The organism is uncultured Faecalibaculum sp. (assembly GCF_910588395.1).
In the GTDB taxonomy this organism is placed as follows: Bacteria; Bacillota_I; Bacilli_A; order Erysipelotrichales; family Erysipelotrichaceae; genus Faecalibaculum.
The window spans coordinates 1-15,610 of sequence record NZ_CAJUPA010000045.1; the positions used below are offsets into that span (position 1 = coordinate 1).

The 15,610-nt window shown below is 58.0% G+C and carries 17 protein-coding genes; 10 read left to right on the forward strand and 7 right to left on the reverse strand.

The genetic code is table 11. The annotated features are described in order from the left end of the window. Nucleotides 1-7: 7 nt before the first annotated feature. Together QZ305_RS10360 and QZ305_RS10365 are read right to left on the reverse strand one after the other, a co-directional pair. Complete coding sequence (locus QZ305_RS10360; protein WP_294731807.1) at nucleotides 8-646, reverse strand: extracellular solute-binding protein; 639 nt, start codon at nucleotides 644-646, stop codon at nucleotides 8-10. Nucleotides 647-858: 212 nt separating this feature from the next. Further along, nucleotides 859-1,365 (reverse strand): hypothetical protein, encoded by a 507-nt coding sequence (locus QZ305_RS10365; RefSeq protein ID WP_294731808.1) that lies wholly within the window; start codon nucleotides 1,363-1,365, stop codon nucleotides 859-861. Between the two features lie 231 nt (nucleotides 1,366-1,596). On the opposite strand from QZ305_RS10365, the gene QZ305_RS10370 reads away from it, so the two are divergent. The 8 genes from QZ305_RS10370 (at nucleotide 1,597) to QZ305_RS10405 (ending at nucleotide 8,176) form a co-directional block, all read left to right on the forward strand. After that, nucleotides 1,597-2,766, forward strand: a complete 1,170-nt coding sequence (locus QZ305_RS10370) for a DUF4118 domain-containing protein (protein ID WP_294731809.1) — start codon at nucleotides 1,597-1,599, stop codon at nucleotides 2,764-2,766. Further along, the gene (locus QZ305_RS10375) at nucleotides 2,675-3,052 is read left to right on the forward strand and encodes a sensor histidine kinase KdpD (protein WP_294731810.1); all 378 of its coding nucleotides are present in this window, start codon (nucleotides 2,675-2,677) and stop codon (nucleotides 3,050-3,052) included. The genes QZ305_RS10370 and QZ305_RS10375 overlap by 92 nt, the downstream gene beginning before the upstream one ends. Further along, nucleotides 3,049-3,789, forward strand: coding sequence for a response regulator (locus QZ305_RS10380; RefSeq protein ID WP_294731812.1), 741 nt, complete (start codon nucleotides 3,049-3,051; stop codon nucleotides 3,787-3,789). The genes QZ305_RS10375 and QZ305_RS10380 overlap by 4 nt, the downstream gene beginning before the upstream one ends. 148 nt (nucleotides 3,790-3,937) lie before the next feature. Then, nucleotides 3,938-4,873, forward strand: coding sequence for a winged helix-turn-helix domain-containing protein (locus QZ305_RS10385; RefSeq protein ID WP_294731813.1), 936 nt, complete (start codon nucleotides 3,938-3,940; stop codon nucleotides 4,871-4,873). 161 nt (nucleotides 4,874-5,034) lie between these two features. Continuing rightward, nucleotides 5,035-5,484 (forward strand): hypothetical protein, encoded by a 450-nt coding sequence (locus QZ305_RS10390; protein ID WP_294731815.1) that lies wholly within the window; start codon nucleotides 5,035-5,037, stop codon nucleotides 5,482-5,484. 79 nt (nucleotides 5,485-5,563) lie between these two features. Continuing rightward, the gene (locus tag QZ305_RS10395) at nucleotides 5,564-5,947 is read left to right on the forward strand and encodes an NAD-binding protein (RefSeq protein WP_294731817.1); all 384 of its coding nucleotides are present in this window, start codon (nucleotides 5,564-5,566) and stop codon (nucleotides 5,945-5,947) included. Next, complete coding sequence (locus QZ305_RS10400; RefSeq protein ID WP_294731819.1) at nucleotides 5,944-6,705, forward strand: TrkA family potassium uptake protein; 762 nt, start codon at nucleotides 5,944-5,946, stop codon at nucleotides 6,703-6,705. Before QZ305_RS10395 ends, QZ305_RS10400 begins: the two co-directional genes overlap by 4 nt. Continuing rightward, on the forward strand, nucleotides 6,698-8,176 hold the full coding sequence (locus tag QZ305_RS10405) for a TrkH family potassium uptake protein (RefSeq protein ID WP_294731820.1): 1,479 nt from the start codon (nucleotides 6,698-6,700) through the stop codon (nucleotides 8,174-8,176). Before QZ305_RS10400 ends, QZ305_RS10405 begins: the two co-directional genes overlap by 8 nt. A 184-nt stretch (nucleotides 8,177-8,360) precedes the next feature. On the opposite strand, the gene QZ305_RS10410 is transcribed toward QZ305_RS10405, so the two are convergent. Then, nucleotides 8,361-8,735 (reverse strand): DUF488 domain-containing protein, encoded by a 375-nt coding sequence (locus tag QZ305_RS10410; RefSeq protein WP_294731822.1) that lies wholly within the window; start codon nucleotides 8,733-8,735, stop codon nucleotides 8,361-8,363. Continuing rightward, the gene (locus QZ305_RS10415; RefSeq protein ID WP_294731824.1) at nucleotides 8,725-9,465 is read right to left on the reverse strand and encodes a hypothetical protein; all 741 of its coding nucleotides are present in this window, start codon (nucleotides 9,463-9,465) and stop codon (nucleotides 8,725-8,727) included. Before QZ305_RS10415 ends, QZ305_RS10410 begins: the two co-directional genes overlap by 11 nt. Before the next feature lie 114 nt (nucleotides 9,466-9,579). Here QZ305_RS10415 and QZ305_RS10420 point away from each other — a divergent pair, with 114 nt between their 5' ends. Beyond that, on the forward strand, nucleotides 9,580-10,059 hold the full coding sequence (locus QZ305_RS10420) for a GAF domain-containing protein (protein WP_294731826.1): 480 nt from the start codon (nucleotides 9,580-9,582) through the stop codon (nucleotides 10,057-10,059). Between the two features lie 99 nt (nucleotides 10,060-10,158). On the opposite strand, the gene QZ305_RS10425 is transcribed toward QZ305_RS10420, so the two are convergent. Genes QZ305_RS10425 through QZ305_RS10435 form a run of 3 tightly spaced genes read right to left on the reverse strand, consistent with a single transcriptional unit; the run spans nucleotide 10,159 to nucleotide 13,907 of the window. After that, nucleotides 10,159-11,433, reverse strand: coding sequence for a galactokinase family protein (locus QZ305_RS10425; protein ID WP_294731827.1), 1,275 nt, complete (start codon nucleotides 11,431-11,433; stop codon nucleotides 10,159-10,161). Next, the gene (locus QZ305_RS10430) at nucleotides 11,420-12,439 is read right to left on the reverse strand and encodes an aldose epimerase family protein (protein ID WP_294731829.1); all 1,020 of its coding nucleotides are present in this window, start codon (nucleotides 12,437-12,439) and stop codon (nucleotides 11,420-11,422) included. The genes QZ305_RS10425 and QZ305_RS10430 overlap by 14 nt, the downstream gene beginning before the upstream one ends. Beyond that, nucleotides 12,426-13,907, reverse strand: coding sequence for a UDP-glucose--hexose-1-phosphate uridylyltransferase (locus QZ305_RS10435; protein ID WP_294731831.1), 1,482 nt, complete (start codon nucleotides 13,905-13,907; stop codon nucleotides 12,426-12,428). Before QZ305_RS10435 ends, QZ305_RS10430 begins: the two co-directional genes overlap by 14 nt. Before the next feature lie 232 nt (nucleotides 13,908-14,139). Between QZ305_RS10435 and QZ305_RS10440 the strand changes: the two genes are divergently transcribed. Continuing rightward, nucleotides 14,140-15,126, forward strand: coding sequence for a LacI family DNA-binding transcriptional regulator (locus tag QZ305_RS10440; RefSeq protein ID WP_294731832.1), 987 nt, complete (start codon nucleotides 14,140-14,142; stop codon nucleotides 15,124-15,126). Nucleotides 15,127-15,610 lie beyond the last annotated feature (484 nt).

Genomic DNA, 15,610 nt, shown 5'->3' on the forward strand with positions numbered 1-15,610 from the left:
GCGCTATTTATGCGTGATAAGCCATTAACTGAGCTTGGTAGTCTATCAAGTAATAGAAAGCCGGCAGATACCAGGAGTTGGAAACGGGGAATGTGATTTTGTTTTTGGCGATGATGTCATCCAGGGACTTGATTTCATCTTCGCTGACCATGCTCTTGTTGTAGTACATGAACCAGGTGTTTGTGGTGAAGGGAACACCATAAACGGCACCGTCCTGCGTCACGGAATCCACAACGACTTCGGAGTTGTCGGCTTTGATCTGATCCAGAGTCTTGCCGCCCAGTTCCGCAATGGCGTTGGCATCCTTCAGCTTGCCGATCTGGTCATTGGCAAACAGATACACGTCCGCGGAGTTTTCCGGGTCCTGGACCACTTTGTCCCCCACATCGCCTTCCTGGCAGACTTCGTTTTTCCAGGTGATGTTGTATTCCGGGTGAGCCGCCGCAAAGTTTTCTTCCATTTTGCCCAGCCAGTTGCCGTAGTCATCTGCCTGGTCTTCCTGGGGTGCCCAGACCGTCAGGGTCACGTCCTGGGTTTCACCGGCTGTGTCGCCGCCGGTGTTTTCTGCCGGTTTGTCTGCGCCGGAGCAGGCTGCCAGCGACAGCGCCATGGCTGCGCTCAGGGAAAGAGTCGTCCACTTCTTCATCTTCATATTCTCCTCTCGTTCATGAAAGTTCAGACCCGCTTACCAAAAAGTAAACGTTTCCAGTGGTTGCGCTTTCATGATAAATTCCCGTTCCGGAATATGCAACAACATTTTGGAATTTTTATTTCCATTAATTTCCAAACAGTTTTTGAACCACAGAAAGCCCGGAGCCGCAGCCCCGGGCAGGAAATAATGAAGATGTCAAAGGTTCGTCAGCCGGTTTCTCTCCAGCGGACCTTCGCGGAGAAAGGCTTCTGTTTCAGGAGTGCCTGACGCAGTCCGCTGTCCATGTCCAGACACAGAATGTCATGTCCCTGCTCTGTGGGGAACACCAGTGCCATGGTTCCCCGGGCAGGATGTCCGGCTTTCCGGGTGCGCGTAATGCCCGGCTTCAGGTAATACTCCTGCACAAATTCCGGATCATCTGTGATCCGCTGCAGGGAATTCAGGTCATACTTCCCGAACACCCGCCGGCGGTAGCGGTTGAAGATCTTCAGCACATACAGCTGCTGCCCGTCCAGTATGTATTCATACTCGTGTTTCAGCCGGCGGCTGTACCACCAGCCCCAGACAAAGAACACGATGCTCAGCGTCCAGAGAACCGGTGCGAACAGCACGGTGAAAACCAGGAACAGAATTCCTGTGGCAAAGAGCAGATTCCGGGTGACTTTCTGCAGCGGCAGCAAAGGAATGGGGCCGGTGGTGTATTCCAGATGCATGGAATTATTGTAAAGCGCTTTCGGAGCGTTTTCCAATATTTATTTACAGAAAGGACCCGCATGCAGCGGATCCCCTACCCTGCCGATGGTGACCGGATTTCCGGCCCTGTCACAATTCCGCCCTGTGTCCGCCAGCGGCCGGCTGAAGGCAAATCCGCAGACTGGCCCCGGCTGTGGCCTACAATGAAACTGTGCATGCCGCATTGCGGCTGTCCGGAAAGGAGTCCCGTCATGAATCAGTCTGTGTCCGGAAAATACAATCTCCGGCTTCGCCGTCCTCTGCATTCTCTCTGGATCATTGCGGCTGCCCTGAGTGCGGCCTGGGGTGTATCCTTGCTGTTTTTCCGGCTGGGTCTGCCGGAGACGAACATCGTTCTGATTTATATGGCAGCGGTGATTGCTGCTTCTGCCTTCACCAGCAGCTATCAGGCGGACATTCTCGCGTCCCTTGCAGCAACACTTTCCTTCAACTTTTCCTTCACGAAGCCTTATCACAGCCTCTCCGTGGACAACCACTCCTATCTGATCACCTTCGCGGTCATGACGGTGTTCTCCCTGCTGGTCACCGGACTGGTGGGGCGGCTGCGGGAGCACAATGAACGGCTGCGGATCATGAGCCGGCTGCTGTCCAGGCTGGAACAGTGCGCCACACCCGGTGACATGGCCATCCTGCTGCAGCAGGAAGCCGCTGCAGCCCTGCGGGTGCCTGTCAGCCGGATCAGACTGGAAACGCAGCCCCCATCAGCCGGATCCGGATCCGGGCAGTGCCGCATTCCCCTGAGCGAATCCGGATTCCCGGCACTGGTGCTGGAAGACCGTCTGGTGCAGTCTCTTTCCCCTGCCCGGCGGCATCTGCTGGATACACTGTGTGAAAGCACCAGACTGGCGGTGGCCCGGCGCATCAGTCAGGATGAAAAGAAACAGGCGCTGGAACTGGCTGTGCGTGAGCAGGAGCGAAGCAGTCTGCTGGCGTCCATTTCCCATGATATCCGCACCCCGCTTACCCGGATGCAGCTGGAATGCGACATGATGCTGGAACAGCTGCAGAGTCCGTCCTGTACTGTGCAGGCTGCCGGTATCCGCAGTCCGGAGGATATGGCAGCGCATGTGCAGAATCTGAAACAGGAAGCCGACCATCTGCTGGAGATGGTGCAGAATATTCTGGATCTGACGCGGCTGAGTCAGAAGGAACTGGTGATTCACCGGGAATGGATGCCGGCGGAAGAACCGGCTTCCATCGCGGCGGATCAGTTTGAACGCACCCATCCGGGGATGCGGGTGAATCTGCAGATTCCCCGGGGAACCGGTGATGGCCAGTCTGGACGGCGTGCTGATGGTGCAGCTGCTGAACAATCTGCTGGAAAACAGCGCCCGCTATCAGCCCGGGAACATTCCCATTGAACTTCGTGTGGAAGAAGACAATGGACAGGTGGTCTATGAAGTCCGCAACGCAGGAAGACCCCTGGCGCCGGGGGAAGAAACCGGCATCTTCCTGCCTTCTGTCTCCGGGGAGAGCCGGAAGGAACATTTCGGCCTGGGACTGGCCATTGTCCGGGCCATTGCCTCCCTGCATCAGGGGACCATCGAAGCAGCCAATGCACCGGCGGATACCGATTATCCAGCCGGCGTGCGCTTCACCCTGCGGATTCCCCTGGACGGGTACGGACAGAAAGGAGAAGGAGAATGACAGAACAGACCGGTTGCAAAGACAGCCAGCCGCTTCGGGCGCTGATTGCGGAAGACGATGAACAGATTCAGAATCTGATCAGCTACATTCTGCAGGAACAGGGATTTGCCTGCTGCCGGGCTTCCTCCTTTCAGCAGGCCCTGCAGCAGATTGCACAGACACAGCAATCTGAAAGTGGCGGCGGCCCCTTCGACCTGGTTCTGCTGGATCTGGGATTTGCGGATGGTGACGGCCTGAATCTGATTCCGGAAGCTGCCCGGCAGGCAGAGACTGCCCTGATTGTCATCTCGGCCCGGAATCAGGAAGACCAGAAAGTGAAAGCCCTGGAACTGGGCGCGGATGACTACCTGACCAAACCCTTCGGCGCAGCCGAGCTGGTGGCCCGGGTCAAGGCGGTGATGCGCCGGAAAAACCGTCTGACACCCGTTAGTGCGCAGATTCTTCAGGTCCGGGACCTGCGGCTGGACACCGGATGCAGCGAGCTGTTCCGTGGGCAGGAACAGATCCATCTGTCCCCGCTGGAGTTCAGTCTTCTGAAGCTCATGATGGAACATGCGGGGAAAACCGTGACCACAAGACAGATTCTGGAGGCGCTCTACGGCAAATACGCCACGGCGGATACCCAGTCCCTGCGCTCCCTGATGGCGTCCCTGCGCCGGCGTGTGGAACCCGATCCGGCCAGACCGGTGTATCTGCTGACGGAAATCGGCGTGGGATACCGGATGCCTTCTCACTGAATCCTGCATACTCCCGGGCATTCTTCAGCCGCCTGTCTCTGTGAACGGCCACAGAGACAGGCGGCTTTTCACAGGATTCTCACGCATTCTCACACCTTTTTCACGGCACTCTTCTGTATCATGCCAATGACCAGAAAGGAGACAGATCATGACAGAACCGGCATCTTCATCTTTTGCAGCCTGCCAGGATCCTTCCCCTGAGGATATGGAAACACTGCTGGACCGGGCTATGGCCATAGCCAGCGAACAGGGGCTGCAGGCAGCCCTGGAGTTTGCCAGGGCTCAGACGGCGACGGTCAGTCAGGAAGCTGCCTGCCACAACCTGCTGGGCATCCTGCTGCAGACACCCGATCCGGAACAGGCACGGGTGCACTATTGCGCCAGTCTGCTCATCCAGCCGGACTATCTGCCTGCCGCGGTCAATCTGAAGAATATATACAGGGAACAGACTTCCTATGTGCATCCGGATCAGGCCATGAGCAGCGAACAGGCACCGATCCTCATGCAGGCAGCCAGAAAAGCCGCCTGCGTACTCCGGGCGCCCCTGGAACTGGTGTGGCTGGAAAGTATCCGGGAGAATACCGGGATGCTTCCGGAGCTGCTGAAAAACGCCCCGCTGCTGATCCTGCACCCGTCTTCCGGGGACCTGAACAGTCCGCCGGAAGAATCACCGGCTCTGCAGATGCAGGAAGGACTCTCCGCCATCCGGACGCTGTTTTCCCTGGAAAATGGCAGTGAAGAACCGGATGCCGGGACCCTGGCAGCTGACCGTCTGGTGTTCTGTCCGGAAACCCGGTCCATCATGCGGCAGGGGCAAAGGCACTCCCTGACACCCCTGGAATTCCGGCTGCTGTCCATTCTGGCCCGGCAGCCTGACAGACCGGTGGCTGCACAGGTCATTCTGGAACAGCTGTATGGCCCCGCCTATGGCAGTGACACCCAGTCGCTGCGATCACTGGTGCTGGCGCTGCGGAAAAAAACCGAACAGTCCTTTCACCATCCCAGACACCTGGTCACAGTAGCCGGCTTTGGCTATCAGCTGCGGCAGACCGACATCACCGGTTCCCTGGAACCGGAATCGTAATCAGGACTTTTTCATCCGGATCCGGCTGACGGTCAGCCGGGTCCGGATTGTTTCTCACAGAAACCTCACTTTCTCACAAAAGTATCACATTCGTCTGCAAAGCCCGCTTTCCGGCTTTTGCATAGACTGAACATGAGAAAGCCTGAAAAGGAGGCAACAAGATGCGCACAAAAGAGACAGCGGCTGACAGCAGCGCGCAGAATGCACTGATCAGTCAGGTGGAACAGCTCACGGAAAAACAGGAACTGCCCCAGGCCCTGCAGACAGCAGCCCGGGGATCCGCCGAGTTTCCCGATTCCCCGGTTCCGCAGAATCTCATCGGGATCGTGGAGGAAATGGAAGGCCGCCAGCAGATGGCGCTGAACCATTTCCGGGCTTCCCTGGACCTGGGACCGGGGTACGCTCCCGCCAGGGAAAACCTGAATGCCTATTCCCGTGCCATGGGACCCCTTCAGGATCCGGCTCACCCGGTATTCACGGTACCGGAACAGCCGGAACACGGACCCGTCTGCCACATCGTGCAGCGGGACGGCCTCAATTATGTGGAATCTGGACCGGCGGATGAGAATCACCGCCCGGATATACAGAAAGAAAGAACAAACCGAACATGAAACTGAACACAAAACACAGACAGCAGCCTCAGGCTGGTGCTTCCAGCCGGCTGCAGAACAAAAATGTGCTGATTCTGGGATGCGGGCACATGGGGCCCTGCTGGCGCGCTCCATCTCGGAACAGGGAGGCTGGGTCACGGTCATTGACCGCAATCCGGATGCCTTCACCCGACTGCCGGCATCCTTTTCCGGTTCTGTCATGGAAGAAGACGGCATGCCCATCCAGATGCTGGAAGAAGCAGGCGCCGGGTCGGCCAGAGCCCTGGCAGCGGTCACCGATGACGAAGATGTGAACATCATGTGGGCGCTCATGGCCCGGATCCTGTACGACATCCCCGTGGTGCTTTGCCGAATCAAGGAAGAAGCGCTGCAGGAAATCGTGGAGGACATGGGCATTGAATGCATATGCCCTGTGCAGCTTGGTACAGAAACCATGCTGAACCGGCTGGAGGCTTCTTTATGAAACCGAGAGTTCTGATCGCCGCCGGCGGACAGCGGGCGGCTTTTCTGGCCAACCTGCTCCACGACAAAGGCTATCCCGTATCTCTGATTGCCCGCAGCCGGCAGGAGGCAGAAAATCTGCCCACAGAAAAAGGTGTGGATGTGTTCTACGGCAATCCCGCCAAACCCTATGTGCTGGAACAGGCCGGGGCAGACCAGGCCGGGATGATTGCCGCCATGAGCGAATCCGATGCCGCCAACCTGGTGATCTGTCTGCTGGCGAAAAAACGCTTCGGGATCCCCTGGACCATTTCCCTGCTGGCAGATGAACAGAAAGCGGTGTTCTTCCGCCGGGCCGGCGTGGATCAGACCGTATGTGCCTCCTCCGTGATCAGCGGCCTGCTGGAACAGCAGATCCTTTCCGGACACCTGGCCCAGAGTCTGGAAACCGGCGGCAGAACAAATGCCGCCACCCCCGCTGCTGCCGCCGCAGAATTCTCGTCCCCGGTCCTGTTTCAGATTTCCGTTGCGGACAGCAGTCCCTACGTGACCAGAACCCTGGATGAGATCCCGCTGCCCAAAGGCAGCATCGTCTCCAGTATTGTGCACAACGGCCGCATGGAGATTCCCTCGGGCAGCAGCCGGCTGTTCTCCGGGGATTCGCTGATCATCGTCGCGGACCAGGGCATGGAACAGCAGATTGCCACGCTCTTCAACCTGGAGGAAGAGCTGACGCCCATTGCCCTGAACAGCCGGGCGGGAGCCGGACAGAATGACTGAAACCTTCAGCAGACAGCGCAGACCAGGGCTCATTGACCGCAAAAGCCTGGGGGACATCATGCTGATCATCGCCGGCTGCCTGATCGTTTCCCTGGCTGGCTGTCTGTTTGAACCTGCCAGCCTGTCGCAGGCCTGGGCCTTTCTGCTGCCTGCGGGCATTTCCGCAGCCGCAGGTCTTGCCCTGCGGCTTCTGGCAAAATCCGACAGACCGCTGGTCCGGCACTGGGATGCCCTCACCGTGGTCGCCGGCTGGCTCTGGGGATTTTTCATCGGGGCGCTGCCCTTCTGGCTGCTGTGTCAGCTGACACCGGTACAGGCGCTGTTTGAATCCGTCAGCGGCTGGACCATCACCGGGCTCTCGGTGATGGACGTGGAAGCCCAGTCACGGCTGATTCTCTTTTACCGGTCCTTCATGCAGTACTGCGGCGGACTGGGGTTCCTGCTCATGATGGCCATGCTCATTCAGAACCGGCAGTCCGCGGCACTCTACGCTGCCGAAGGGCACGCCGACTGGCTGGTGCCCAATCTCATGGCCACCGCCCGGACCATTCTGAAAATCTATCTGCTGTTTCTGGCCGGCGGCATTCTGGCTTACCTGCTGGCAGGCGTGTCCTTCTTTGATGCCCTGTGCACCACCATGTGCGCTCTGTCCACCGGCGGATTTGCCAACTACGGCGCCAGTGTCGGTCACTGGCATTCCGCAGCGATCTCTCTGATCACCATCGTGCTCATGATTGCCGGCACCACCAACTTCCTGATTCTGGCACTGCTGCTCAAAGGCAGGTTCCGGCGGGTATCCCGGATCACCGAAGTCCGGCTGGGCGCCGTGATCCTGGTCATTGCCACGGCGGGAATCTCCCTGCTGCTGATGGATGCCTTCGGACTGGCCTGGCCTGCGGCCCTGCTGGAATCACTCTTTGAAGCGGTATCCGCCCTGTCCACCTCCGGTTTCTCCCTGATGTCCTACACCGGCTGGCCGCCGGCTGCCATCGGGATCATGATCGTGCTCATGCTCTGCGGCGGGGGACTGGGATCCACCGCCGGCGGCATCAAGCTCTTCCGTGTGGCCATTGCCAGCAGACTGGTCACCAACCGGATCATGAAGAAAGCGGACCCGGCCAGACAGGTCCTGACTCCCTCGATCACCACGCCGCAGCGGACCGGGGCCATTTCCGACAGTCAGTTCAAGGATGCGGCAGGTTTCATCCTGCTGTATCTGGTCATTTTTCTCACCGGCTCCATTCTGCTGGCCGCCAGTGCCGGCTGTTCCATGCAGGATGCATTCTTCGAATTTGCTTCTTCCCTGGGGACCGTGGGCCTCTCCGTGGGAGTGACGTCGGCTGCAGCCAGTGCCGGTACGCTGCTGATCGAAATCACCGGCATGATCCTGGGACGTCTGGAGCTGTTCCTGGTGTTCACGGCTCTGATCACCCTGGGACGCCGGCTGTTCCGGCCCGGTTCCCTGAACTGATGCCGCAGCCTGCTGCGGGCTGATCCATGAGGAATACGCAAAAGAGATCCGTCTTTCCCGATTGAGGCGGATCTCTTTTTGCATTGGTCTGATATGGTCTGTGGGTGATTTTCCCACGGTCAGGCAGCATCTGCCGCGCTCATTTCATGCCCTGTCAGGGCGCAGCCCCATCGGCATCCTGGAATCACGACCTGACGCCTTTTTCCTCCAGCCAGTTTTTCAGCACCAGCGCATTGTTGTGCTCCCGGTCCCTGCTGGCATACAGCAGTGTGACATTGCCCTGTTTCAGCAGGTCCCGGACATGATCTGCGAACTGCGCCGCTTCACAGGACTCCTCCAGCTGCCGGCGGTACAAGCGGGCGAACTCTTCAAAGGGCAGTTCTCCCTCATGAAAGGCTTTGCGCAGATCCGCGGCGGGGGCAATCGCCTTGTCCCATTCCGCCAGATCGGCTTTCGCTCTGGATTCTCCCCGGGGCCAGAGGCGGTCCACCAGAATCCGGGTTCCGTCTTCCGGGGTTTCCGGGTCATAACTCCGTTTGATGTTCAGTTTATGCTGCATGATGATTCTCCTCCTTTTTCAGGGCGTTCTCCAGCTGCCGGTTGATGGAATCCAGGTTTTCTTCCAGCTGACGGAAGCGATGTCCGTTGGCGCCGGAGGGATGGGGAAAGCCATGGATGATCCGCTCTTCGGGGATTGCACCGGACAGAATCAGCTGTTCATCCACGCACTTGCCCAGGGGAATGAACACCGCATCCGGATATGTGTTCAGAATCTTTTTCAGCTGCCTTTCGCAGATTTCCGTGAGCATGGGCGACTTGCTGATTTTCGGTGCATGACCTGTGTAGTTTTTCCCTTGTCGGAACACGGGATAGGGCAGCAGGGCGGTGTTGTCCATGAGATGGCAGTCCGGTTCAAAGAGATCCGCACAGTCCCGTATGCCCAGCAGTTCTGGCAGGTTTGTCCGGTTGGCCAGGGCAATGAGGTTGCGGCGCATGGATTTTCCGAACCGGGCATGCACCTTGGCAGCGCGCAGCACTTCTTCCCCGGGCTGGCTGCTGTATTCACGGACCAGGTCGAAGGACAGCTTCATCTGCTCAAAACCCGGGCAGATTCCAATGAACACCACTCTGGCATCCGGATCCATCCAGTCGGTATGGGCGGAATAGTATTCTGCAAGACCGGTTTCCGGCTCCCGGGCCAGCAGCAGCTGATCCATATCTGTTTTGTCCAGCCGGGCCATGGAGTCCATCACCGGGCCAAACTTCCGGTAATTGCTGCAGTCTGTCACAGCCTCTCTCCTTTCCTTCTGCCTGCAGTATAGTGCGGTGCCGCCTGTCAGGGACAGCTGCGTGCTTTTGCCCGGTGACTGCTGTGCGGACTCCGGATGTGGTATAACACAGTCATGAACCACAACACCATTCTCACAGAACAGGCCCGGGCGCTCAGTCAGGGCTGCCACCCCCTGTCTGCCATCTGCAACATTCTGTCTCTTGTGTACTGGTCTGACGAAACCATCAACTGGTCCGGTCTGTATCTCCGGGATGGTGATCAGCTGTATCTGGGCCCGTTCATGGGCAAGCCCGCCTGTACGTCCATTCCCCTGGGAACCGGCGTGGTGGGCACCTGCGCGGCGAAACAGGAAGCCCTCCTGGTGCCGGATGTGCATGCCTTTACGGGGCACATTGCCTGTGACAGCGATTCCCGCAGCGAAGCCGTGTTCCCGCTAATGGAAGACGGAACCTGCATCGCCGTGCTGGACATTGACTGTCTGGAAACTGACGGCATTTCCCGCGGGGAATTTGAGAGCTTCCGGGACATCGCCGGCATGCTGGAACCCCTGCTGCGTCAGCTGAGACAGCAGACTCTGCCGTTTTCGGCATAAGCATCTGTCCCCGGCCATCACCCTTTCCCATCCCATTGGAAAAGGCATCCGTTTTACCGGATGCCCTTTTCGCGTATTCTCTTTCGTACCGGTTTCCGTTTACAGCACCTGGTGGCCGCCGTATTTGCGGATCTTCAGCACATGACAGCTGCCCGGCCCGAAACAGCTCTCCAGCAGTTCCTTGAACGCCGGCACTTTCTCATCCGGCACAAAGGCCTGGATCGTACCGGCAAATCCGCCGCCGTGCACCCGGCTGGCTCCGGTTCCTTCCAGTGCCTGCTGGGCCAGTGCCAGTCCCAGCGCCACTTCCATCTGCCGGTCGGCGCCTTTGGGGAACACATTCTGCAGGTATTCAAAGGAAGAGTTTCCCGAGGCATTGATACCCGCCAGGAACGCGTCAAAATCATCTGCCTTCAGTGCCTGAACGATATCAGGCACCCGGCGGTTTTCGTTGAAGAAATGCACCGCCCGCAGCACCGCCCGGTCCCCGCATTCTTTGCGCAGAGCCGGCAGCGAGGCATAGAACGCCGCTTCATCCACCTGACGCAGTACGTCTTTGCCCATGGCCCGGGCCACGGATTTCATTTCCTGGGGAATCGCCGCGTATTCATCGGTGAGATCCGCGTGGGAGCCTTTGGTGTCCACGATACACAGGGAGTGCCCGTATTTCGCAAAATCCACCGGAATGGGCTCGATCACCGGCTGTTTCGGGTCATTGAAATCGATTGTCACCAGACCGCCGCAGGCACAGGCGCACTGATCCATCAGACCGCAGGGCTTGCCGAAATACTCGTTTTCGGCATACTGGGCGATTTTTGCGATCTCCGGCAGCGGCACGGTGTTGTCATTGTAGAACCCGTTCAGGATGCACCCGATCAGCACTTCAAAGCTGGCGGAGGAGGACAGACCGGCACCGGCCAGGACGTTGCTGGTGACAAAGGCTTTCATGCCCCCGGTGTGGTACCCGTCGTTCACAAATCCCTGGTATACCCCTTTGATCAGGGCCTCGCTGGTTCCTTCCTGCGCCGGATCCTTTGTCAGATCCGCGGTGGACAGAGGAGCAATGTCAAAGGCATCGCTCACCACTTCAATCACATCATCGGCTTTGGCGGCCACGCCAATGGAATCCAGGTTCACGCTGGCAGCCAGGACCCGGCCATGCTGGTGGTCTGTGTGGTTGCCGGAGACCTCGGTGCGGCCGGCAGCGGTGAATACCGAGACCTCCAGGTCTCCGAAGTGTTCCATGAAGGAATTCAGAGCATAGACATAGCGGTCACGCTCCATGGCCACCATGTCCCTGTCTCCGTACAGATCCAGCAGCAGGTCATCGCAGGCCCCGGTTTCAAAATTCGTTCTGATTTCACTTGCTCTCATATGCGGTGTCAAACTCGAAAGCCGTCCAGGCTTTCCAGGGTTCTCCTTTCTTCACAATCGTCCGGGAATTCTCTTTCTCGATGTTGATGTCATCCGGGGCATATCCGGTTTCGATGCAGATACCCGTCTGGCGGTTCATGGGCAGATGATCCTTGCCGGGCTGACCGCCGAGATAATTGGCGGAGTAGATCTGACAGGCGGGCAGAGAGGTGGATACCCGCATTTCGATGCCGGTGCTGTCGCTGATCAGTCTGGCTGCGTCCTGACTGCGCGTCAGGAAAAAGGGATGGTCCAGCCCGGTGGCGGTTTCAATCTGCGGATCGCCGCTCTCCAGTGCTTCCCGGACATACCGGGGCTGACGGAAATCAAAGGCTGTTCCTTCCACTTTCTGCCGGGTACCGGTGAACAGACCATCTTTGTCCACATGACCGAATTCGTCAGAAGCCAGCTGCAGGCGGTGACTGCCGATGGAGGAAGCGTGGCCGTCCAGGTTGAAATAGGTGTGATTGGTGAGGTTCACCAGGGTCTGGCTGTCCGTGGTGGCTTCATATTCGATCACCAGTTTCGGTCCTTCCAGCCGATAGGTCACCGCGGCGTCCAGCGTGCCGGGATAGCCCTCTTCGCCTGCAGGGGAGTGAATTGTGAAGGTCACGCTGTCATCTGTGAGAGAAGCCACGTCGAACTTCCGGAACGAGAAGCCTTTCACCCCGCCATGGTTGCAGTTGGGTCCGTTGTTGACCGGGAGCTGATACTGCCGGCCGTCCAGCGTGAACTGCCCTTTGCGGATCCGGTTGGCGGTGCGGCCCACCACGGTTCCCAGGTAGCCCTGGTGCTTCTCATAATCCTCCAGGGATTCATACCCCAGCACCACATCCTGCCAGTTGCCCGTTTTGTCCCGCACTTCCAGGGACAGCAGGGTGGCGCCCAGATCCATGAAGGTGGCTTTCAGATCCGGTCCTGTCAACTTCACCAGCGTGAAGCCCTGCCGTTGTTCAGTCGTTGTCATGTTTCACCTGTTCCAGGAAGCGCAGCGCTCCCTGCAGTCCTTTCTCATCCATCTTGTATACGCCGGCATCTTCCAGCACGCAGACAAATTTGTCCGTGAGAGCCTGCTGCAGGAAGTCATCCATATCGGTCGTCCCGGTCCACTGCTCCTGCAGCTGTCCGATCCACCGGGCGTGTTTGGCCAGCCGTTCGTCGTCTTCCACTGCCATGTTTCCCGCCAGCACATTCTCGATCAGCTTCATCTCATCCTTGAGTCGTGCGGGAAGGATCGCCAGACCCATGACTTCAATCAGCCCGATGTTTTCCTTCTTCACATGGTGGTGCTCAGCGTGGGGGTGGAAAATGCCCATGGGGTACTCTTCTGTGGTCCGGTTGTTGCGCAGCACCAGATCCAGTTCGTATACCCCGTCTTTTTTCCGGAGAATCGGCGTGATGGCATTGTGGCGCTCTCCGCCGGTTTCCCGGATGATGTCATTCTCCGGGTCCTCCCAGGCGATCCAGTCCGCCAGGATCCGGTCCGCCAGGGCAATCAGCGCTTCCCGGTGGGATGTGCGCAGCCGCAGCGTGGTCAGCGGCCAGTTCAGCAGATCCACGGAAATCCCGTCGATTTCAGTATGATGGCGCACGGTGGCATCTTCAATGGGAAAGTGGTGACGGCCCCCCTGATAGTGATCGTGGGTCAGGATCGAGCCCCCCACAATGGGGATGTCCGTGTTGGATCCCAGGGCGTAGTGCTCAAAGAGATCCGTAAAGTCCGCCAGGTGCTCAAAGGTGCCGTGGTCCACCCGCATGGGCACATGCTGTTCGTTGAAGATGATGCAGTGCTCGTTGTAGTAGATGTAGGGAGAATACTGCATGTAGTATTTGTCCCCGCCAAGGTTCAGGGGAATGATCCGCAGGTTCTGTCTGGCCGGGTGGCTGGCATGGCCGGCAAAGCCCACATTCTCTTTGCACAGCAGGCAGGCGGGATACCCGGTGGATTTCTGCGTGCGGGCTGCCGCAATTTCCCGGGGATCCTTCTCCGGCTTGGAGAGGTTGATGGTGATCTGCATGGGTCCGTAGGGTGTGGGACGCTCGAATTTGATGTTTTTGTCTGTGCGGTCTTTGTGAATGTAGTTGGACCGGATGGACAGGTTGTAGAACCAGTCCGTGGCAGCCTGGGGATCCTTCGCATAAAGCTCCGTGAACCGCCGGTTCACTTCGCCGGGACGGGGCATGACGATGTCCATGATTTTCGCATCCAGCAGATCCCGTTCGGTCACGGTGTCCTGGATCAGTCCCCGGCGCACGGCTTCATCCAGAAGCCGGTCCATGATCTCCGGCAGCCCGGCGTCCTGGACTTCCTGATGGTGAAACACCGGTTCACCGAACAGGGCAATCAGTTTATTGGCACAGTAGTCAGTCTCTTCCGGGTCAATCATCTGGTGATCCAGCGCATACCGGATCAGCTGTTCAAGAGTTTCCTGCATACTAAATTCTCCTCTTCTTAATTACCTGTATTGTAGCCAGCTCCCGGTTCCCCCGTCAACAAGATTTACTAAATTCACTAATGTTTTTTACTAATGTCGCGGTAACCGCAACCGCTTACACTGGCATACAATAAGATGGTACCGCTTTCAGCGAAACAAAAGGAGTAAAACATTACTGGTGCTGTCATCCGGCAGGGTTACTGGTATAATCGTTACGAAAGGCAGGTACTTCATGGCTACTCTCAAAGAAGTGGCGGCTCTGGCAGGTGTCAGCCAGGCGGCCGTCTCCCGGTTTCTCAACAACGATCCCCGGCTCTCCTTGCCGGACTCCACCAGGCAGCGGATCCTGGACGCAGTCAGCGAGCTGGGTTATGTGAAAAAAACCAGGAAGAACAGGGATCCCAACCGGGTGGGCATCCTGCACTGGTACAGCCTCGAACAGGAACTGGCCGATCCCTACTATCTCTCCATCCGCAGCGGCATCGAGGAATACTGTGCCAGAGAGCAGCTGCAGATTGTCCGTCTCTTCAAGGCTGACGCCCACATCCGGGATGTCTTCGGCTCCATTGACGGGCTCATCTGCCTGGGAAAATTCTCACGGCAGGAAATGACGGAATTCACCAGCCTGTGCCCCAGCGTGGTGTTCGTGGACATGAGCTCTCCGGATCCGGCTTTTACCACCATTTCCTTTGATTTTGAAAACGCCATGAAGGATGTCATGGAGCGCATTGCCCGCAAAGGACACCGCCGGGTGGCTTTCGTTACCGGAAAAGAGTCCCTGAATGACGCCACCGAATACCCTGATCCCCGGCTGCCGCTGTTCCGGTCCTATGCCGAAAAACTGGGATTCGAGTTTGAGCCCTATCTCATGACCGGGGAATTCACCCGGGAGTCAGGCTATGAAATGGGTCTGCAGCTGGCCCTGAAAAACCCGCTGCCCACCTGTATCCTCTGCGCCAGCGATCCCATCGCCATTGGTGTCAGTGCCGCACTGGCCTCCCACGATCTGAAGATCCCCGAAGATGTCTCCGTGGTGGGCTTTGATGACATTGAAGACGTGCGGTACACCAATCCGCCGCTTTCCAGCGTCCGCCTGGACAGCTTCACCATGGGGCAGTACGCCGGGATCATGATGAAAATGATGCTGGAAAACCCGCACCCCCTTCCCGCTGCCGTCAAACTCCCCTGTTCCTTCTCCGACCGGGGATCACTGATGTAATCCTGCCACCATCAAGGAAAGAGAAAGACCGGAAGATGCCCCTGATCCGCATCCTCCGGTCTTTTTTCGGCAGCTGCCATATTCCGGGAAGCTGAAACGGAACATCTGACGCCTCCCCGATTCACCACTGCATACCGGCGGCAAAACAGCGTTAGTCCCGATCCCCGCATTTAAAACACGGTCTGAGAATCTCGAACACAACCGCTCTCTCCCGCATTCAGCATTAAGCTGCGGGCTGGCGGGAAACTGTGATTTCCCCGCTCCGGCAGTCAAGACGCGGTCTAAGAATCTCAAACACAACCGCTCCACCGCGCACTTCCGCATTCATCGCCACGCTGCGTGGTGGCGGGAAACTGTGATTTTCCCGCTCCGGGTGTAAAGACACGGTCTGAGAATCTCAAACGTACCGTTTGAGATTCTCAGTGCGTGGCGTACCCTTCCGGATTCATCGACTGCCACTTCCAGGAAGAAGCACACATGTCAT